Here is a 20,404-nt window from a genome sequence, read left to right as displayed (position 1 = left end):
TCTTAATCGAAACTGGAACACTAGATGCCTCAGGTCATTGTATTACCTCATCTCGAATTATGCCCAGAGGGCGCCGTCATTGACGCGGTACCCGGGAAAAGTATTTGCGATACATTGCTTGAAAACGGGGTTGAGATCGAGCATGCCTGCGAAAAATCGTGCGCCTGTACAACCTGTCATGTGGTTGTGCGTGAAGGCTTTAATAAGCTTGGCCATGCCGATGAAATTGAAGAAGATTTACTCGATATGGCATGGGGTCTAGAAGCCACTTCACGCTTATCGTGTCAAGCGCTTATCCCGGCCGATGCTGACGCTAATATTGTGGTTGAAATTCCACGTTATACAATTAATCATGCAAAAGAAAAGCATTGAGAGCATATGTGCTGTCGTCTGCTATGTTAAAATCTATGGATAGGCAGCTTCTGTCAGTTATTTGATTGAAGCTGTCGTGTGTTTACACACTCCTTCCTGGGCGCTAATTGCGATCCGCTAAATGGCCAGGCCGTGCTGCGGGAGGTTTAATTAACCCGCTATTTCTCGACAAACTTGAGGAAAGGTGAGCGTCAGATGATGCAACAATTTCAATCAAATTCGTATTTATTTGGCGGTAATGCGCCGTATGTTGAAGAGCTTTATGAGGCTTATCTCAACAATCCCGCTTCAGTGTCAGATCATTGGCGCGCTTATTTCGATGCGTTGCAGAACGTGCCAGCTGTTGATGGTTCTAATGCAAACGATGTCGCCCATGGCCCAATCGTTGAATCTTTTGCGCAACGCGCTAAAGCGAATGCGTTTTTGCAACGGGCAGGCAGTGCTGATTTGGCGATTGCACGTAAGCAAGTGCATGTTCAATCACTCATTGATGCCTATCGTTTTCTAGGTTCGCGCTGGGCTAACCTTGATCCGCTTAAGCGCCAAGAACGCCAGCAGATCGCTGAGCTTGATCCTGCTTTCTATGGTTTCATGGAAGCTGACATGGATCAAACTTTCGATGCTGGCGACTTATATTTTGGTTCTGAGCAAGCCACTTTGAGGGACATTGTCAAAGCGCTACGCGATACGTATTGCGGCACGATTGGCGTTGAATTCATGTATATCAGCAACCCTGAGCAAAAACGCTGGTGGAAAGAACGCCTTGAATCGATTCGCGCAACCCCAGAGTTTTCTGCTGAAAAGAAAAAGCATATTCTTGAACGACTCACTGCAGCTGAGGGGCTTGAGCGCTACTTGCATACCAAGTTTGTCGGCCAAAAACGCTTTTCGCTTGAGGGCGGAGAGAGTTTTATTGCAGCGATGGACGAGCTGGTGCATCGTGCTGGCGTCAAAGGGGCGCAAGAAATTGTGATTGGCATGGCGCATCGTGGCCGATTAAATATCTTAGTCAATACCCTTGGCAAAATGCCAGCAGATCTTTTTGCTGAGTTTGAAGGTAAGCACTTTGATGAATTGCCTGCGGGCGATGTCAAATATCATAAGGGTTTTTCAAGCGATGTATCGACCGCAGGCGGTCCCGTTCATTTGTCGCTGGCTTTCAATCCATCCCACCTTGAAATCGTAAACCCAGTCGTGGAAGGCTCGGCCAAAGCACGGATGGAGCGTCGTGGTGACCTAGATGGACGCCAAGTATTACCAGTACAAGTGCATGGCGATGCAGCATTTGCTGGGCAGGGCGTTGTGATGGAAACGCTTAACCTAGCTCAAACACGTGGTTACGGCACGTATGGCACAGTGCATGTCGTGATTAATAATCAAATCGGCTTTACCACATCAGATCCGCGCGATGCGCGCTCAACGTTGTATTGCTCAGATGTCGTCAAGATGATCGAAGCGCCGGTGCTGCATGTGAATGGCGATGATCCAGAAGCAGTGATCCTGGCGACTCAACTCGCTGTCGATTTCCGCACGCAATTCCATCAAGATGTCGTGCTAGATATCGTTTGCTTTCGCAAGCTTGGACACAATGAGCAAGATACCCCTGCGGTAACGCAGCCGTTGATGTACAAAAAAATTGCTCAGCATCCAGGCACGCGCGCGCTATATGCGGCAAAGCTGGTCGCGCAAGGCGTCTTAACGAGCGATGAAGCGGATGCTTATGTGAAGCGCTATCGCAAAGCAATGGACGAAGGACAACATACGGTTGATCCAGTGTTGTCGAATTACAAGAGTAAGTATGCGGTAGATTGGATGCCATTTTTAAATCGTAAATGGACCGATGCGGCGGATACTGCTGTGCCACTGGCTGAGCTAAAACGCTTAGCTGAGCGCGTGACGACAATTCCAGAAACGCTCAAGTTGCATCCTTTAGTTGAGCGCGTGATCAATGACCGCCGTGCGATGGGTAAAGGCGAGGCACCGCTTGATTGGGGCATGGGCGAACACCTGGCTTATGCTTCGTTAGTGGCCTCTGGCTATGCTGTACGTTTAACTGGCCAAGACAGCGGCCGCGGTACATTTACCCACCGACATTCGGTGCTGCATGATCAAAATCGCGAAAGCTGGGATCATGGCAGTTATATTCCATTGCAACATGTGACCGATAATCAGGCCGCATTCAATGTGATTGACTCCGTGCTGTCGGAAGAGGCGGTCCTCGGTTTTGAATACGGTTATTCAACGGCTGAGCCAAACACGCTGGTGGTATGGGAAGCGCAGTTTGGTGATTTCGCGAATGGCGCGCAGGTCGTGATTGACCAATTTATTTCATCGGGTGAAGTCAAGTGGGGCCGTGTTTCAGGCCTGACGATGCTGTTGCCTCATGGTTATGAAGGCCAAGGGCCAGAGCATTCATCGGCGCGGATTGAACGTTATTTGCAGTTGTGCGCAGATAACAATATGCAAGTGGTGCAGCCGACAACGCCAGCGCAGATTTTCCATCTATTGCGCCGGCAGATGATTCGTCTGTTCCGTAAGCCATTAATCGTGGCAACACCAAAATCACTGCTGCGTCATAAAGAAGCGGTGAGCAGCTTGTCTGAGCTTGCCAAAGGGACCTTCCGCACGATCATTGGTGAAACCGATACGGCGCTCGATCCTAAAAAGATCAAGCGGGTGGTGCTCTGCTCCGGCCGCGTCTATTTTGATCTGGTCGCACATCGCCGCGAAGCCAAACTGAAAGATGCCGTAATTATCCGCGTTGAGCAGCTTTATCCATTCCCCCATAAAGCGTTTGAAACGGAACTCAAGAAATATGAGCATGCAACCGAAGTAGTCTGGGTCCAAGATGAGCCGCAAAACCAAGGACCTTGGTTCTATATCGAGCATCATTTGCTGGAAGGCATGAAAGAAGGGCAGAAGCTCGCGTATAGTGGCCGCCCAGCCTCTGCTTCGCCTGCGGTTGGCTATTACGCCAAACATTATGAGCAGCAAAAGCAGCTTATTGATGGAGCGTTTGGCCGTTTGAAAGGCGCCGTGCGCGTGAAATAAAAGCGTTGGGCCCAATTGGGCCCAACGCTGTGTGAAATAAGTGTGCGAGTATTTTGCGTTAGCGTTGTTTATGCAGCAAAATAGACGTGTAGTCGGTTTTTTTAAAGATATGTTCAGGAAAGTCAATGGCTATTGTAGAAGTCAAGGTCCCGCAGCTGTCCGAATCCGTCGCTGATGCGACGCTGCTGCAATGGAAAAAGCGTCCCGGTGAAGCGGTCGCGCAAGATGAGATTGTGATTGAAGTTGAGACGGATAAGGTGGTGCTTGAAGTGCCTGCGCCTGCCGCCGGCATCATGGCACAAATTATTCGCCAAGACGGCGACACCGTGATTGCGGATGAAGTCATCGCCAGAATTGATACTGAGGCGCAAGCATCGGTATCGAGTGAGGCCCAAGCAACGCCGGCAGCGAGCGCACCAGCCTCTGCCGCGCCAACTGAGCCAGTCAGTGCAAAAGCGATGCCTTCAGCCGCGAAGCTGATGGATGAAAAAGGCATTAGCGCCGCTCAACTGGAAGGCAGTGGGCGCGATGGGCGGATCACGAAGGGTGATGTACTCGCCGTTCAATCAGCCAAGCCTGCGGTCGCAACAGTTTCCACCACGCCACTGCGCGCGGTTGCCAAACCGGCGTTGCCTGAGGTTAAAGCTGCGGTCAATACGAGCCAATCGCTCGACGGCCGGCCTGAGCAAAGAGTGCCGATGTCACGCTTGCGCGCACGGATTGCACAGCGCTTGCTTGAATCGCAACAAACGAATGCTATTTTGACGACCTTTAACGAGGTCAATATGCAGCCTGTTATGGAGCTGCGTAGTAAGTACAAAGATAAATTTGAAAAAGCACATGGCGCGCGTTTGGGCTTTATGTCCTTCTTCGTTAAAGCCGCTGTGCATGCATTAAAGAAATATCCAATCGTGAATGCCTCCGTGGATGGCAACGATATCGTCTATCACGGTTACTTCGATATCGGTATCGCAGTTGGTTCACCGCGTGGGCTCGTTGTGCCGGTATTGCGTAATGTCGATCAAATGAGTTTGGCGGACATTGAAAACAAGATTGCTGAATACGGCCAAAAGGCGAAAGAGGGCAAACTGTCGCTAGAAGACCTCACCGGCGGCACCTTCTCAATTTCAAACGGTGGTGTATTTGGCTCAATGCTCTCGACGCCAATCATTAACCCACCGCAATCAGCGATTCTCGGGGTACATGCAACCAAAGAACGCGCTGTAGTAGAAAATGGTCAAATCGTAATTCGTCCGATGAACTATCTAGCAATGTCTTATGACCACCGTATCATCGATGGCCGTGAAGCAGTATTAGCGCTGGTGGCAATCAAAGAGGCGTTAGAAGACCCAGCCCGACTTCTGCTCGACCTGTAATCCTCTATCATTTCTGCGACCTGAATTATGTCTAATCAATTTGATGTCATCGTGATTGGCGGTGGCCCTGGCGGCTATATTGCCGCCATTCGTGCCGCGCAGCTTGGCAAATCCGTTGCCTGCGTTGAAAAATGGAAAAGTCCAAACGGTGAAGTAGCCCTGGGTGGCACGTGCCTGAATGTGGGCTGTATCCCATCCAAAGCGCTGTTGGCTTCGTCTGAAACCCTTGAGCATACGGCTCATCACCTTGCCGAGCATGGCATTGAAGTGAAGGGCGAAGTGGCTCTTGATTTAGCGAAAATGCTGTCCCGCAAGGACAACATCGTGAGCAAAATGACCAAGGGCATTGAGTTTTTGTTTCGCAAAAACAAAGTGAATTGGTTCAAAGGCCACGCTAAATTTACGGCTCGCAAGAGTGATGGCACTTACCAACTCGAAGTCAGCGGCGAAGGCGCGGCACAAACCATTACCGGTCAGCATGTGATCATTGCAACCGGTTCAAAAGCGCGCCATTTGCCGCAGATCCCCGTCGATAACCGGATTGTTGCCGATAACGAAGGGGCGCTGTCGTTTGATTCAGTACCTAAAAAACTGGCAGTGATCGGTGCGGGTGTCATCGGCCTTGAGCTTGGCTCTGTCTGGCGGCGGCTAGGTGCGCAAGTCACCGTGCTAGAAGCCTCATCAGGCTTTCTGGCGGCAGCTGATGAGGGGGTCTCAAAAGAAGCCTGGAAACACTTGACGAAACAAGGGTTAGAGATTCACCTTGGGGTCAAAATCGGCGCAGTTAAAACCACGCAACAGGGCGTTTCGATTGCCTATACTGACAAAGACGGCAAAGCACAGACGCTGGCTGCTGACCGTTTAATCGTCTCGGTGGGCCGGGTGCCAAATACGGATGGCTTGGGCTTAGAGAATATTGGCCTGGAAGTGAACGAACGTGGCATGATTGACGTCGATGATCATTGCCATACAAAACTGCCTAATCTCTATGCAATTGGCGATGTGGTGCGAGGTCCAATGCTCGCCCACAAAGCCGAAGATGAAGGCGTTATGGTCGCCGAAGTGATTGACGGCCAAAAGCCGCATATCGACTACAATTGCATCCCATGGGTGATTTACACTGCGCCAGAAATTGCTTGGGTTGGCAAGACTGAACAGCAACTCAAACAAGAAGGGCGTGCTTACAAAGCGGGGCAATTCCCATTTGCCGCCAATGGCCGTGCGCTGGGTATGGCGAAGGCAGAGGGTTTTGTCAAAATGCTCGCGGACGCTAAAACCGATGAAATTCTTGGCGTGCATATTGTCGCGTCTGCCGCTTCCGATTTAATCGCTGAAGCGGTGGTTGCGATGGAATTCAAAGCCGCCTCTGAAGATATCGGTCGTATCTGCCATCCTCACCCATCCTTGTCTGAAGTGATGCGTGAAGCGGCGTTGGCCGTGGAAAAGCGCGCGCTGAATATGTAATGCGTGATAAATAAATGCTAAGCCCAGCAAAGGCGAATAAAAAAGGCGAGGCGACTCGTCTTTTTTATTTAGGTGCGCAATGAATGTCATTGAATATTACGAGCGTGAGCTCGAAAGCCGTGGTTATCGTGTGGACTCGGCTCAGCGTGCGGCCGTGATGGGTTTACAACGTTGTTATGATCAATGGGTCAACTACCAAGCTCGGCACTCCAACCTATTCCTGAAGTGGCTCAACCAGGGTGAATTGCCTAAAGGCATTTATATGTGGGGGGGCGTTGGGCGTGGCAAAAGCTTCTTGATGGATAGCTTTTATGCCTGTGTGCCACTACAAAATAAAATCCGACTGCATTTTCATGAGTTTATGCGTGAAGTGCACCGGCAGCTTGAAGACCTTAAAAAAACCGCTAACCCATTGGATCAGTTAGCGCGCGATATTGCCAAACGCTATCGCTTAATTTGCTTTGATGAATTCCACGTGTCGGATATTGCCGATGCAATGATCCTGTCTCGTTTGCTTGAGCGCTTATTCAAAAGTGGCGTGCAATTTGTGGCAACCTCAAATTACCACCCCGACCTGCTGTACCCAGATGGCCTGCATCGTGACCGGATGTTGCCGGCGATCGATCTGCTCAATACCAAGCTTGAAATCATCAACGTCGATGGTGGCGTCGATTATCGGCAACGGACCTTCGCCCAAGCGAATATTTACTATACGCCGCTGAGCGAGTCAGTTGATGAAGCCTTGTGTCAAACTTTTGTGGCGCTGGCAGCCATGCCGGATGAAAGCCCACTATTGCGTATTGAGCAACGTAAACTCCTTGCGTTACGCCGTGCTGGCCAAGTTGTTTGGTTTGATTTTGCAACCCTGTGTGGTGGCCCTCGTTCACAAAATGACTATCTTGAACTCGCCAATCGCTTTCATACGATCATCCTTTCAAATGTGCCGCAAATGACTCCGCGCATGGCGTCTGAGGCCCGCCGTTTTACCTGGCTGATCGATGTTTTATATGATCATAAAGTTAAGCTCTTAATATCAGCTGAAGTGCCACCTGCAGAGCTTTATTTTGGCGGCCCACTGGTCAATGAATTTGCGCGTACTGTGTCGCGGATTATTGAAATGCAGTCAAAAACCTACCTAGAAACACCATGCCGGGCGATGAACACTGCACTGACGGCGCCGACTTAAACTGACAAGAGAAGATCAGTGGTTAGCATCTGTAGGCCCACGTGCAAGAAACTCTAGATAAGCTTGGGGCTCACATAAAAAACAAGGTCTAATATGTACGGCAGACTCTATTTTTTTGGCGTGAACCCTAAGCTTTTATATTAACTTTTTAAATTAACCTTTGAATACGGGCTAAGAATTTGCGCCATCTGTGCGTACAATTTGGCGTTGCCCACCATAATTTCGCCGAGTTCAGCAAAATCTGAGTCCCCGGTGTAATTGCCGACCAATCCGCCTGCTTCAGTCACCATCAGGCTGCCTGCTGCCATATCCCAGAAATGCAGTCCTTGCTCGAAAAAACCATCGAGCCGGCCGGCCGCGACATTGGCCAGATCAAGTGCGGCAGCACCTGGGCGGCGTAGGCTTGCGCACGCTTCTGTCATTTGCCCAAAAAGTTTTAAATAAGTATCCATGCCTTGTTGGTCGCGAAATGGAAAACCCGTGCCAAGTAGTGCGTCAGCTAACCGGTCGCGGCGTGCCACGCGCAGACGGCGGTCATTCAGGTAGGCGCCGCTGCCACGCGAGGCAGTATAGAGGTCATTGCGGGTTGGATCATAAATCACCGCCTGCATAATCACGTCTTTATGTGAGAGCGCAATCGATACGCAATAATACGGAAAGCCGTGAATAAAATTCGTGGTGCCGTCCAGCGGGTCAATAATCCACTGATAGTCAGAGCAGGATTGTCCAGAGTGGCCTGACTCTTCGGCCAAAATGGCGTGTTTGGGATAAGCGGTCAGCAAGATTTCGATAATGGCCGCCTCAGCGGCTTTATCCACCTCAGTCACAAAATCATTGTGTTGTTTCTTGCTCACTTGAATGTGATCAAGGTCAAGCGAGGCACGGGTAATAATCTGCCCGGCCCGGCGCGCGGCCTTGACGGCAGTATTGAGCATAGGATGCATGAATGAGGTCCTTTTTACCAGCTTTTTGCAAATTTATAAACCTTCTATTTTAACGGACTTATGGACTTTCGAGGGGTAGATATATGCTTCATGCAGGGTTTGCGCATACGCATGGGCCGGTAAGCATTTACAATTGCCTAAAATTTGCTAAATAAGGAAGCAGGACTGGCTATGACAAAAGATCTCACCGGCCTGGCCGACCACCTTAATGAGCTGACTGCCCATACATCATATATGCCACAAAAAAATGACCCGCAAACGGCCCCGCTAGCATCAGCACAGTGTTTAGGGAGTGATTTGACCTTGACGCGTTTTGTGCTGGTTGAGCCTAGCCATCCCGGTAATGTCGGCGCTGCTGCGCGGGCCTTGAAAACCATGGGGTTTACCCGGCTGGTGCTGGTCAAACCGCGCGAACTCAATGTGCTTAAGCATCCTGACGCGATTGCGATGGCCAGTGGCGCACAGGATGTGCTCGCGTCTGTACAGGTTGTCGATTCGCTTGAAGAAGCCTTAGTTGGCGTGCAATGGTCGGTTGCGCTCTCGGCTCGGCCGCGTGGTTATAGTCCGCCCATTTTCACGCCCCGTGCGGTAGCACAACAGGCGTGTTTATTGGCTGCAGGGGGTGGCTTTGCCTATGTTTTTGGTAATGAGCGTGTTGGTTTATCCAATGCAGACGTTGAACGTTGCAGTGCGCTGGTTCATATTCCGGCTAATCCAGTCTACAGTTCACTTAATCTTGCGCAGGCCGTGCAGGTACTCGCTTATGAGCTCAGGATGGCAGGCCTTGATGAGGCCAGTAGTGATTATGCACCGGCGTTGGCCAATGGCTTGTCAGTGAGCGTGCTGGCCACCAACGATGAAATTGAACAGATGTTTGCGCATCTTGAAAATGCATTGATTGCCTTAGATTTTTTAGATCCGGCACAGCCGAAAAAGTTGATGCCTAGGCTGCGGCGGCTTTTTGCACGTACGGGGCTTGAGCGTGAGGAAATTAATATTTTGCGTGGCCTAGCCAAACACATTGTATTGAAAACAAAATCATCCGATGTGGCGTAGTGCGGAAGACTCTAGCGGCCACGCCATCATGCCGCTTTGATCCAGCTTTAGATACCCGCCACGTGGGCTGCCATGATCGTAATCCCAATCGGTAAGTACCCAGCGTGTTGCCGTGCCATGCTGGTGTTGGGCGGGCCGGTGAGTATGGCCATGAATCATGGTGGTGGTGCCGTGTTGTGCAAAAAGTTGCCGCACGGCAGCTTCTGTCACATCTCCTAGTATCCGTTCACGCGGGCGTTTTTGCGCACGGCTACGTGCCCGGATGCGCGCGGCTAGCGCTAGCCGCCAAGGTAACGGCCAGCTCAGAAAAAAGCGCTGCAGCGCACGGCTGCGTACAATTTTTCTAAACCCTTGATAGAAACGATCGGCAGTGCACAGCGCATCGCCATGCGCGAGTGTAATGCGCACGCCAAATGCATAAATAATCGATGGATCCTCTAGCATCTTCGCCCCTGCTGCTTGAGCCAAGCGCGGGCCCAGCAAAAAATCCCGGTTGCCAGGCATGATGTAAAGTTGAATGCCGCGCTCAGTCAGGGTGTGCAACTGCGCGCCGATCTCTTTGGCAAAGGGCGTGACGAGCATATCGTCACCAATCCAATACTCAAATAAATCACCAAGAATATAAACCGCCTGCGCATCGTTTGCGGTGATCTCAATGAAATGCCTAAACGCGGCCACGGTAGATGGAATAGCCGCGCTTAGATGTAAGTCCGAAATAAAATAAACCGGCCGTGCATCGGTTGGCTGATTACTCATGAGGTCATTCGATGCACTGCCAGGTTTAGGCATTTCTGAAAATTCCTTACTCAACGATGAGCGCTTTTTGAAGCACGACGTTTTCAAGGGGTACATCTTGATGGCCTTGCTTTGAGCCTGTTTTGACTGCCTTGATGGTATCGATGATGTCTAAGCCTTCCACCACTTTACCAAAGACGCAATAGCCCCAGCCTTGTGGGGTAGGGTTGGAGAAATCGAGAAAGGCATTATCTGTCACATTAATGAAAAACTGCGCTGAGGCTGAATGCGGGTCGCTGGTGCGGGCCATGGCAATCGCGCCACGTGTGTTTTTTAAACCATTATCGGCTTCGTTAGCAATCTGAGCATCAGTGGGTTTTTGTTGCATAGCAGTATCAAACCCCCCGCCTTGAATCATAAAATTTGAGATAACACGATGAAAAATCGTATTGTCGTAATGTCCTTTTTTGACATAGTTGATAAAGTTTTCGACCGTCTTAGGTGCTTTGTCAGCGTTGAGTTCGAGTTTAATGACGCCATGGTTGGTGTGAAATTCGATCATCAAAGATATCCTTATTAAAATAAAAGTGGAAAAAAAGTAGGTGGATAAAATCCACCGGGAATATGGAAACTCTCTTCACCCCGTGTGAGGGTAGTTAACCATCACATAAAACATGATACTAAGGGAGTCTCTCTTATTTTAAGCCCCTGGTGGCCGGCGCGATAGTAAGAGGGCTAGCAGGGCCATGGCCTAGTTTGGCGGGCATGGCTAGAATAGCGTCTATTTGCTGTTGCCGCTGAGCAGAAAGCGTATCGCGCGGCTTGAGCTCAAGCGCCTGTTGATATGCTTGGGCGGCAAGTTGTAAATAGAGCGCGCCTAGATTTTGCTGCGTTAGCGCATAGTCAGGGCTAGCGCTAACGGCCGTTTCCAGTGCTACGCGCGCCGCTTCATAGGCGCCATGCTTGCTGTGTAGATAGGCTAAGTTATTGTAGGGCTCAGGTAATTCTGGGTAGCGTTGGATGAGGTCCTGGAACGCGCTCACGGCTTCGCGATCGCGGCCAAGTTGGGTCAGCATGGTGGCGTGCTTAAAGCGTGCTTGCACATCGTTAGGATGGTTTTTGATGCGTTGCTCTAGCGTGTGCAGTTGAGCGGTGAGTCCAGCGTGCTCAGCGTTGGCAATATGGCTGGCGGGTATACTACTGTCCATAGCCAGTTTGGACTGCCCGTATGCGCTACTGAGGGTGCCGCCGGCGCATAAGAGGAATATCCAAATACGCACAGCATAGGCCAGGCTGGGGGTCTTCATAGCTTTAAATCCACAATGTTATACTCTCGACCATTTTAACAAAACGTTCGCTATTTTCCAAAATTCCGGTGCGTAAACTTTAGCCTGTAGGTAAAGTATCGACGGCCGGCTCACGGTTTTCTATGAATTCACTGCGCATCTATAACACGCTTACGCGCGACAAGCAGATTTTTGTGCCTCTTGTGGCTGGCGAAGTCCAGATGTATGTCTGTGGCGTGACGGTGTATGACTATTGCCATCTTGGGCATGCACGCGTCATGATTGTTTTTGACGTGGTCAGGCGTTGGCTGCGCACGCTTGGCTATCGGGTCACTTATGCCCAGAATATTACTGATATTGATGACAAAATCATTCGCCGCGCCTTAGAAAACGGCGAGACCATCGCCGCGCTGACTGCACGCTTTACCCGTGCGATGCATGAAGATGCTGCGGCACTGGGGGTGGAACGTCCCGATCTTGAGCCGCGTGCGACAGCTTTTGTGCCGCAGATGCTGGCAATGATTGAGGCCTTGGAAAAAAACGGCTATGCCTATCAGGCGGCCGATGGCGATGTGAATTACGCGGTGCGCAAATTTGCCGCGTATGGTCAGCTCGCAGGCTTTGTTCCCGATGACTTGCGCGCCGGCGAGCGCGTTGCGACTAACGCGGCTAAGCAAGATCCGCTTGATTTTGTTTTATGGAAGCGCGCCAAGCCCGATGAGCCGGCCGATACTCGCTGGGATTCTAAATGGGGCAGTGGGCGGCCTGGTTGGCATATTGAATGCTCGGCGATGAGCTGTTCATTGCTTGGCAACACCTTTGATATTCATGGTGGCGGACAAGATTTGCAGTTTCCGCATCATGAAAATGAAATCGCGCAAAGCGAGGGGGCTAATGGGCATGCATTTGTGAATTACTGGATGCATAATGCCTATGTGCAGATCGATGATGAGAAAATGTCGAAGTCGCTGGGTAATTTTTCTACAATTCGTGATGTGTTGGCTAATTTTGATGCAGAAGTGGTGCGCTTTTTTATCTTGCGCACTCACTATCGCAGCCCAATTAATTACAGCGACACTCATCTTGAAGATGCCCGCGGTGGGTTGACACGTCTTTATACGGCGCTGAAAGAGACTGAACCGGATACCTTGCCGCTGGATTGGAATGAAGCGCATGCGCAACGGTTTCACGCGGCCATGAACGATGACTTTAATACGCCGATCGCGGTTGCTGTACTGTTCGAGTTAGCGCTCGCCGTGAATAAAAGCCGGGATCCGGCGCTGGCGCGGCAGTTAAAGGGCTTAGCTGAGATTCTCGGCTTGCTGGCGCGCGTGCCGCAGGCATTTTTGCAAATCACCCCTGCTGTGAGCACCGCCTTGAATACTGAGGTGATTGCCGCGCGTATTGCTGAGCGGCAAGCCGCCAAGCGTGCTAAAGATTATCGGGTAGCAGATCAAATTCGTGCAGAGCTTCTGGCCGCGGGTGTGGTGCTTGAGGATAAATCTGATGCGCTGACTGAATGGAGGCGTGCTTGATGAACATGGTCTGCGCGCAATTTGATCCTGATAGGATAACTGAGTGGGCAAAGTAGGGGGTACGATGGCCTTAGCCAGTAAGACAGTTCCTAAAGTAGCATTACGCTCGAGTGTGGCCGCGGCCAAAAAGTCGCCGGTACGGGCAATCGCGACAAAAGCGCGCCAGGCAACCAAAGTTGTGGCGTCTGAATCGACCGTGGGCAAAGTGACGAGATCCAAGGTAGTGACGGCCCAAGCTACGCCCACAGCGAAAGCCACCATGGCTGCTAAACGCGGGCTGCAAGAAACCGCCGTGCCTTTGCCGGTCGACACCTTGCAGCCTACTGCCACGCGGCCAGCCTATTGGGATAAGGCCTGCGCCGACCTAGTGAAGCGCGATCGGATTCTTAAAAAGTTGATTCCGAAGTTTGGTCCGGTCCATTTGATTGGCCGGGGGGAACCCTTTGTCACTTTAGCTCGTTCAATTGTAGGCCAGCAAATTTCAGTGAAAGCGGCGCAAACGGTTTGGCAGCGCGTTGAAAAAACATGCCCTAAATTGACTCCTAAGCAGTTTTTGAAATTCGATGTCGAAACACTTGCCCAGTGCGGCCTGTCAAAAAGAAAAGCGGAATACATTCTTGACCTGGCGCAGCATTTTGTATCGGGTGCGCTGCATGTTGATAAGTGGACAACCATGGATGACGAGACGGTCATCCTGGAACTGACGCAAATTCGTGGGATTGGCCGTTGGACGGCCGAAATGTTTTTGATTTTTAACCTGCTAAGACCTAATGTGCTGCCGCTTGACGATGTGGGTTTAATTCGTGCGATTGGACTGAATTACTTTAGTGGCGAGCCGGTTACGCGCAGCGAGGCGCGTGAGGTTGCCGCCAATTGGGAACCCTGGCGCACAGTTGCGACTTGGTATATGTGGCGTAGCCTTGATCCACTGCCGGTTGATTATTAAAGCGATTGTTGTAGTGCCCAAGCGTGCACTCAATATAAGCCCTACTTTAGTGTTGACGCCCATGTTTTGCGTGGGAAATAAGGATTGTGAATAAAATGAAAACCACTTTTTTGGATTTTGAGCAGCCGATCGCTGAGCTTGAAACAAAAATCGACGAATTGCGCTTTGTGCAAGATGATTCGGCGGTTGATATTTCAGAGGAAATTGAGCGCCTCTCAAAGAAAAGCCAGCAGCTTACAAAAGATATCTATGCACGGTTGACACCTTGGCAGGTGGTGCAAATTGCTCGACATGCGCAGCGTCCCTATACGCTTGATTACGTCAGGGAAATCTTCACTGATTTTCATGAGTTGCACGGGGATCGTTCGTTTGCCGACGATCTGTCTATTATTGGTGGTCTGGCGCGCTTTAATGGACAGCCCTGCATGGTAATTGGTCACCAAAAAGGGCGCGATACTAAAGAGCGCGCTCTGCGTAATTTTGGTATGCCTAGGCCAGAGGGCTATCGCAAAGCCGAACGTTTGATGCGGCTTGCCGAGAAATTTGGCATCCCTATTTTTACCTTTGTGGATACGCCTGGCGCCTACCCTGGGATTGGCGCCGAAGAACGGGGACAATCCGAAGCCATTGGCCGCAATCTCTATGTCATGGCTGAATTGAAAACCCCGCTGATCGTGACCATCATTGGCGAGGGCGGCTCGGGCGGCGCGCTCGCGATTGCCGTCGCGGATAGCGTTTTAATGCTGCAATTTTCAACTTATTCGGTGATTTCTCCAGAAGGCTGTGCTTCAATCCTTTGGAAAAGCGCGGCCAAAGCGCCGGAGGCGGCCGAAGCGCTGAGTCTCACCGCCCATCGTTTAAAGGCCTTGGGTTTGATTGATAAAATTGTCAATGAACCTTTGGGAGGCGCGCACCGCGATCCCAAGGCCATGGCGGCATTCTTGCGCCGGGCGTTGGTCGATAGCTTGCGCCAGTTACAGGGCATGAGCCTAGTCGACTTGCGCGAGCGGCGCCTTGAGCGTTTAATGGGCTATGGCAAATTCAAGGAAACCACCACCATCGGTTCTGCTCAGCGTTAAAGCCGCTGAGATTAAGCCGGTAGCGCAGGCGCTCTCGGCCGCACTGCAGCCGCTGCATGTCAAGCAGACACTGGCGATTGCATTTAGCGGCGGCCTTGACTCGACGGTCTTGCTCCATGCGGCAATTTCATGTGTCGGCGCTGAGCACTGTGTGGCACTGCACATTCATCATGGCTTAAGCCCGCATGCTGATGCCTGGCTAGCTCACTGTGATGCATTGGCCGCGCAATTTGGCGTGCGTTTTGCCGCGCGTCAGATCGAGATCAATAGGAAGTCCGGCCGTGGTCTTGAAGCTGCTGCGCGGGATCTGCGTTATGCGGCTTTGGACGAGCTTTGCCAGGTGCAACAGGCACAGCTCTTGCTACTGGGTCATCATGCGGATGATCAAGCTGAGACAGTCTTGCTGCAATTGTTGCGCGGCACAGGGATCGCCGGACTGGCTGCGATGCCCGTGCTGAAAGAACAGAAAAAATCAGCGGATAGTGGGTTAGTAGCGCCTGATTTCCCGGCCTCAAATCTTCAGGCGCCACTAGGTGCTCAAGCGACAAACCGGCCAAGCTATATGCGGCCATTCCTCAATGTACCCCGCGAGGCACTGACAGCTTACGCGAGGCACTATAATTTGCGTTGGCTTGAAGACGAATCGAATACAGATTTGCGTTATACGCGTAATGCCTTGCGTCACGCAGTTTTGCCGCAGATTGGCGCCTATTTTCCGGCTTATCAGACTGCGCTTGCACGGGCCGCGCGGCATGCGGCAGATGCGCAAACTTTATTAGATGAGTTAGCACAACTCGATTTACAGCGTATCGCAGTGCAGCCCAACGCGTATGCGTTATCACACTCCGCGCTGATTGCGCTAAACCAAGAGCACACCTTACGCACGGCCAATGTAATCCGTTACTGGCTGCGTTTGCTTGGTTTGCCGGCGCCCTCAAATGCTCGGCTTGATAATCTACTTAAGCAATTGTGCGCGGCGCGAGCAGATGCTGCGATCCAGCTAGAGCATGCTGGGTACCAGTTGCGGGTATATCGTGGCAAAGTGTGGTGGGAGCGAGCCGATCGGCCTCAAAACCAGCCTCGCGCAGCGGGCACATTAGCGCCTGACGCCAATGCGCTATTGAAGCCGTCAGACGCAACCCTGCACTGGTCTGGACAAACGGCATGGCCGCTGGTCCGCTGGCGTGGTACTTTACTTTTTACCGCCAGCCACAGCCATAACAGCCATGAGTTAGCCAGCGTGCCCGCTGGGTTACTCCATTCAGCGCCGCTACGTGCCAGCCTGCGCCAAGGCGGCGAGCGGATGCGTCAATTGGCGCTAGGCCCTCGCCGCACTTTGAAAAATCTCTTCCAAGAAGCCGGCATCCCTGCCTGGCAGCGTGATGTACCCTGTATCTACGTGGGCGATAGGCTACTTTTTGTACCCTATATCGGTTTGAATTATGAGATTCCTCAATTAAGTGATTTAGCAGAAGCCGAGCGAGTGCATCTTGCATGGCAACCCGACACTAAGTCCGGAACCAATTCTTCCGGCTAACGCACAGACGACTCACCAGCCCGGTAGAGAACAGTACCCCGACTAAAATGACTGAGCCGCTAGCAATCATATCGACGGATATTTTTTCTCCCAGAAACAGCATGCCCCACAACACGCCAAAAATAGGGACTAAAAACATCACCGAAATGGCATAAGTGGGCTCTGTAGTCGCAATTAGATGAAAATACACAATGAACGCAATGGCCGTGCAGGCAATGCCCAAGGTGGTGACAACCGCCCAGGACTGCCAGGGTACGCTGACGCTTGGCCATTGAAAAATGGCAATCGGAATAAGCGCCATGGCAGAGCACATCATGCTGCCGGTTGCGATCTCCAGGGGCTTTAGCGTGCTTAAATAATGCCGCGTATAGTTAGCGCTGATGCCATACATGGCTGAGGCCACCAGTGAGGCCAGGACGGCCAGTAGAATCGGCGAGGTGTCTGGCGTTTCCTCAAGTATATCTACAGAGATAGGCAGGTGGTGCCAAACCAGCAACACGACCCCAGTAAAGCCAATCATCAAGCCTATCGTGCGAGGTAAGTCTAAGCGCTCTTTAAACCATACCCGTGCAACCATCGCGCCCCAAAGGGGAGCTGTCGCCATAATCACGGCAGTTAGCCCGGCAGAGATCGTGAGTTCGGCATAAGCAAATAGAACGAAGGGCAAGGCGGCATTCAACATGCCTACTACACACAATGGCCAGAGATTAGCACGTAGGGTGTGTAAGCTGTTGACACCATGCTTATATAAGAGAATTGCCAGCAAAAAGAGTGCGGCGATAGTGACACGTACTGCCATCAACGGAGTCGGGCCGAAAGTAGAAACACCCATGCTGATAAAAAGAAACGAAGCGCCCCAGAGCGCCGAAAGGAAAAATAAAAAGAAAAATGATTTGTAGTTCACGTGTGATCCCCAGCACGAGTTTTTATGCTGTATAAATATACAGTATTGTATGAGAGTAGGCAAGAAATCATGATGGTGGTTTTCGGTGGGTGGGTTGTGTAATGCTTCAATCAGCGTGCGGCTAGGAATATTCGTATTGGCATCAGTGGTTTCGTAAAGGCAGCGTGAAAATTCATTCAGTTATACGATATTCTGGCCAATAAGCTTGTTTTTTCAGCGTGCTTCATGTAGTTTTCAACGCTTGCCTGCAGATGCATCGCTCGCGATACGCTCGTGCTGGTTATTCTTTTGTTTCAGCAAATACCTATGGCTCTAATTGTACATAAATATGGCGGCACTTCGATGGGTTCGGTCGAGCGCATCAAAAATGTTGCGTTGCGCGTCGCCAAATGGCATAAGGCTGGCTATCAGATCGTTGTAGTCCCCTCAGCCATGTCTGGCGAAACCAATCGTTTGCTTAAGCTCGCCCATGAAATTTCTCCCCAGCCTGATCCGCGCGAATTGGATATCGTAGCCGCCACTGGTGAACAGGTGAGTGTGGGTTTACTGGCCATCGCCCTCAAAGAATTAGGGCTTGATGCGCGTAGCTACGCGGGCTGGCAGGTGCCAATTAAAACCGATAATACTCATACCAAAGCGCGGATTGTTGAGATTGACGGCAAACGCGTGCAGCAAGATCTTGACGCCGGTCGCATCGTCATGATTGCCGGTTTTCAAGGGGTGGATAGCGAGCACAATATCACCACTTTGGGGCGCGGCGGCACAGATACCTCAGCCGTAGCGGTAGCGGCTGCGCTCAACGCGGATGAGTGTTTAATTTATACCGATGTGGACGGCGTTTATACCACCGATCCGCGCGTGGTCGAGGGCGCGCGCCGCCTTGAGCGCATTACATTTGAAGAAATGCTAGAAATGGCAAGCCTAGGGTCGAAGGTATTGCAAATTCGCTCAGTTGAATTTGCTGGAAAATATCAGGTTAAAACACGTGTTTTATCCAGCCTGACTGACCCTTTGATACCCCTTGAGGAAGAAATGCACTCGGGTACGCTGATTACTTTTGAAGAAGATAAATCTATGGAACAAGCTGTTATTTCCGGCATTGCCTTTCAGCGCGATGAAGGTCGGATCGTCGTCGTTGGAGTCCCGGACACCCCGGGTATTGCCTATCAAATACTGGGCTCGATTGCCGATGCGAATATTGATGTTGATATGATTATTCAAAACCAGAGCGTAGAAGGCAAAACGGATTTTACATTTACCGTTGGCCGCAGCGACTATGCGCGCGCGATGGATATTCTGAATCAACACATCAAAGGCAAAGTCAAAGCCCAAAAAGTGCTGGGCGACCCGAAAGTCTCCAAAGTCTCGGTCGTTGGGGTTGGCATGCGTTCGCATGTTGGCATTGCCAGCAAGATGTTTCGCACCCTCTCGGAAGAAGGGATCAATATTCAAATGATCTCCACTTCAGAAATCAAAATCTCAGTGCTCATCGATGAGGAATATATGGAACTGGCCGTGCGCGCACTGCATAAAGCGTTTGAATTGGAGCAGGGGCAACGTAAAGTTTAAGTAGCGTACGCCCACGCGAAGCGACAATAGGCGACTAAGACTCGCTAACAAAACAATGGGCCGACCATAACCGGCTCCGCACTCCTTCCTCGCCTAGGCTGAGGATCAGCGGAACGGTTATGGCAATCCAGGCGCCCCCAATTAAAGATTTTTGGGTAGAACAGGCGTTTTTAAGGGATCAAAATCGCTCCATTGTCCGTTCTCCCAGCGTCCATGTGCGCGTTCAATATCTTTTGCGTTAGCCTGGCGCAATACCGCAGTAGCATCTGCTTGATTATTGACCGTCACATGAATCGCAATCAGCACGCCAGATTGATGTATTTTGGCAGAGGTTCGCTCTTGCGTAGAAGTAAGTGTTTTGGCCATCGCGCCCATCAATGACCCAAGATAAGCACCCACCAAGGCAGCAATGAGAGTGAGCAGCAGAGGAAAGCCAAAGAGCGCACAGAGCATGGCACCGATGCTTGCGCCAAGCGCCGCACCCAACATCAGCCCCATGCCCGCACCTTTAGAAATGGACTTTGAACCGCGATCTGCAACTTGAGCACCACTGCCTACCAGGGGGTCATGCTGACCTGGAGGATTAACAAAGAAAAGTGTCACATCCTCTTCTTTAAATCCGTGTGCAAATAAGATTTGGGCGGCTTTCTGGGCCTCAGCGAAAGTATCAAAACGTCCAGCGACGATCAGCGACATAAAAAATTACCTTAAGTTAAATTTACAGTTACATTGATTAGAGCGGCATGCTTGACTTGTAAAATTTATAGGACTTATCTGATTTCCCCCGCTTTGATATCTAGCGAATCCTTAAAATATAGTACATTTCCTAGCGTTGAGATGGTTTCTTCGACTTAACCTAGTGGTCATCAAATGCAGTTAAATTTGACCTTGAAACCCGAACCCGCTATCATCCCGGTTTTGCCGCATTTATCTTCAAATGCGAACAAGATTCGGAGACGTGGCCGAGAGGTCGAAGGCACTCCCCTGCTAAGGGAGCATGTGGACAAAATCCGCATCGAGGGTTCGAATCCCTCCGTCTCCGCCAGTTACCTAAAACTGTCCCCAACATATCTCTTCTCAAATCCACCGGAAACCCTTGTAAAATAAGGATCTCCGGGGGATTTATCCCCTCTGACTCCAACCCAAAACAACGCAATCGGACCCAAGTACACAGAGGCTCTGTAGGTATCCGTGTAGGTATCCGTAGAAAGGGGTATTTAGGATACCTACAAATTCGCTCTCAGACGCCTGCATATAAAGCCGTTAGGCTCACTGACCTCGCATTTAAACTCCTTGATGGGGGCAGCCTTTTTTTATGGGTATCGCCTAAAGCCGCTAAGGTATGGCGTATGCCGTATCGCGAC

17 protein-coding genes and 1 tRNA gene are annotated in these 20,404 nt (G+C 50.9%); 12 read left to right on the top strand and 6 right to left on the bottom strand.

What is annotated here, in order from left to right:
* The first annotated feature begins 24 nt into the window (after positions 1-24).
* The 5 genes from fdx (at position 25) to zapE (ending at position 7,449) form a co-directional block, all read left to right on the top strand.
* On the top strand, positions 25-372 hold the full coding sequence (gene fdx, locus NQD60_RS05690) for an ISC system 2Fe-2S type ferredoxin (protein ID WP_257100022.1): 348 nt from the start codon (positions 25-27) through the stop codon (positions 370-372).
* A 195-nt stretch (positions 373-567) separates the two neighbouring features.
* Positions 568-3,423: a 2-oxoglutarate dehydrogenase E1 component gene (locus NQD60_RS05685; protein ID WP_257100021.1), complete on the top strand. Its 2,856-nt coding sequence runs from the start codon at positions 568-570 to the stop codon at positions 3,421-3,423.
* A 125-nt stretch (positions 3,424-3,548) separates the two neighbouring features.
* A complete protein-coding gene (odhB, locus tag NQD60_RS05680; RefSeq protein WP_223691399.1) occupies positions 3,549-4,799 on the top strand; it encodes a 2-oxoglutarate dehydrogenase complex dihydrolipoyllysine-residue succinyltransferase in 1,251 nt (416 codons plus the stop codon).
* 27 nt (positions 4,800-4,826) lie between these two features.
* Positions 4,827-6,263, top strand: coding sequence for a dihydrolipoyl dehydrogenase (lpdA, locus tag NQD60_RS05675; protein WP_257100020.1), 1,437 nt, complete (start codon positions 4,827-4,829; stop codon positions 6,261-6,263).
* A 79-nt stretch (positions 6,264-6,342) separates the two neighbouring features.
* On the top strand, positions 6,343-7,449 hold the full coding sequence (gene zapE, locus NQD60_RS05670; RefSeq protein WP_257100019.1) for a cell division protein ZapE: 1,107 nt from the start codon (positions 6,343-6,345) through the stop codon (positions 7,447-7,449).
* Positions 7,450-7,589: 140 nt separating this feature from the next.
* On the opposite strand, the gene NQD60_RS05665 is transcribed toward zapE, so the two are convergent.
* Positions 7,590-8,393 carry an inositol monophosphatase family protein gene (locus NQD60_RS05665; RefSeq protein ID WP_223691393.1) on the bottom strand — a complete coding sequence of 268 codons (804 nt, stop codon included), beginning with the start codon at positions 8,391-8,393 and terminating at the stop codon, positions 7,590-7,592.
* 171 nt (positions 8,394-8,564) lie between these two features.
* On the opposite strand from NQD60_RS05665, the gene NQD60_RS05660 reads away from it, so the two are divergent.
* Positions 8,565-9,449 (top strand): RNA methyltransferase, encoded by an 885-nt coding sequence (locus tag NQD60_RS05660; protein WP_257100018.1) that lies wholly within the window; start codon positions 8,565-8,567, stop codon positions 9,447-9,449.
* Here the strand turns inward: NQD60_RS05660 and NQD60_RS05655 are convergent.
* From NQD60_RS05655 to NQD60_RS05645, 3 genes are all read right to left on the bottom strand, one after another.
* Positions 9,432-10,238, bottom strand: a complete 807-nt coding sequence (locus NQD60_RS05655) for a UDP-2,3-diacylglucosamine diphosphatase (protein ID WP_257100017.1) — start codon at positions 10,236-10,238, stop codon at positions 9,432-9,434. The two genes, NQD60_RS05660 and NQD60_RS05655, sit on opposite strands and share 18 nt — an antisense overlap.
* A gap of 13 nt (positions 10,239-10,251) precedes the next feature.
* A complete protein-coding gene (locus NQD60_RS05650) occupies positions 10,252-10,746 on the bottom strand; it encodes a peptidylprolyl isomerase (RefSeq protein ID WP_223691386.1) in 495 nt (164 codons plus the stop codon).
* A gap of 133 nt (positions 10,747-10,879) precedes the next feature.
* On the bottom strand, positions 10,880-11,491 hold the full coding sequence (locus NQD60_RS05645) for a tetratricopeptide repeat protein (protein WP_257100016.1): 612 nt from the start codon (positions 11,489-11,491) through the stop codon (positions 10,880-10,882).
* A 122-nt stretch (positions 11,492-11,613) separates the two neighbouring features.
* Between NQD60_RS05645 and cysS the strand changes: the two genes are divergently transcribed.
* From cysS to tilS, 4 genes are all read left to right on the top strand, one after another.
* A complete protein-coding gene (gene cysS / locus NQD60_RS05640; RefSeq protein ID WP_257100015.1) occupies positions 11,614-13,005 on the top strand; it encodes a cysteine--tRNA ligase in 1,392 nt (463 codons plus the stop codon).
* Between the two features lie 43 nt (positions 13,006-13,048).
* Positions 13,049-13,951 carry a DNA-3-methyladenine glycosylase gene (locus NQD60_RS05635; protein WP_257100014.1) on the top strand — a complete coding sequence of 301 codons (903 nt, stop codon included), beginning with the start codon at positions 13,049-13,051 and terminating at the stop codon, positions 13,949-13,951.
* A 95-nt stretch (positions 13,952-14,046) separates the two neighbouring features.
* Entirely contained in the window at positions 14,047-15,030 is a 984-nt protein-coding gene (locus tag NQD60_RS05630; RefSeq protein WP_257100013.1) for an acetyl-CoA carboxylase carboxyltransferase subunit alpha, read from the top strand.
* On the top strand, positions 14,984-16,567 hold the full coding sequence (tilS, locus tag NQD60_RS05625; RefSeq protein WP_257100012.1) for a tRNA lysidine(34) synthetase TilS: 1,584 nt from the start codon (positions 14,984-14,986) through the stop codon (positions 16,565-16,567). Before NQD60_RS05630 ends, tilS begins: the two co-directional genes overlap by 47 nt.
* On the opposite strand, the gene NQD60_RS05620 is transcribed toward tilS, so the two are convergent.
* On the bottom strand, positions 16,539-17,399 hold the full coding sequence (locus NQD60_RS05620) for a DMT family transporter (RefSeq protein ID WP_257100011.1): 861 nt from the start codon (positions 17,397-17,399) through the stop codon (positions 16,539-16,541). The two genes, tilS and NQD60_RS05620, sit on opposite strands and share 29 nt — an antisense overlap.
* A gap of 378 nt (positions 17,400-17,777) precedes the next feature.
* Here NQD60_RS05620 and NQD60_RS05615 point away from each other — a divergent pair, with 378 nt between their 5' ends.
* Complete coding sequence (locus NQD60_RS05615; RefSeq protein WP_257100010.1) at positions 17,778-19,040, top strand: aspartate kinase; 1,263 nt, start codon at positions 17,778-17,780, stop codon at positions 19,038-19,040.
* A gap of 141 nt (positions 19,041-19,181) precedes the next feature.
* On the opposite strand, the gene NQD60_RS05610 is transcribed toward NQD60_RS05615, so the two are convergent.
* Positions 19,182-19,736: a hypothetical protein gene (locus tag NQD60_RS05610; protein ID WP_257100009.1), complete on the bottom strand. Its 555-nt coding sequence runs from the start codon at positions 19,734-19,736 to the stop codon at positions 19,182-19,184.
* A gap of 256 nt (positions 19,737-19,992) precedes the next feature.
* On the opposite strand from NQD60_RS05610, the gene NQD60_RS05605 reads away from it, so the two are divergent.
* Positions 19,993-20,085: transfer RNA gene (locus NQD60_RS05605), tRNA-Ser, on the top strand.
* Positions 20,086-20,404: the final 319 nt, after the last annotated feature.

The organism is Mycoavidus sp. SF9855 (assembly GCF_024582735.1).
GTDB lineage: Bacteria > Pseudomonadota > Gammaproteobacteria > Burkholderiales > Burkholderiaceae > Mycoavidus.
Note: the sequence above shows the minus strand (reverse complement) of the source record. Positions and strands in the feature narration are given on the sequence as shown.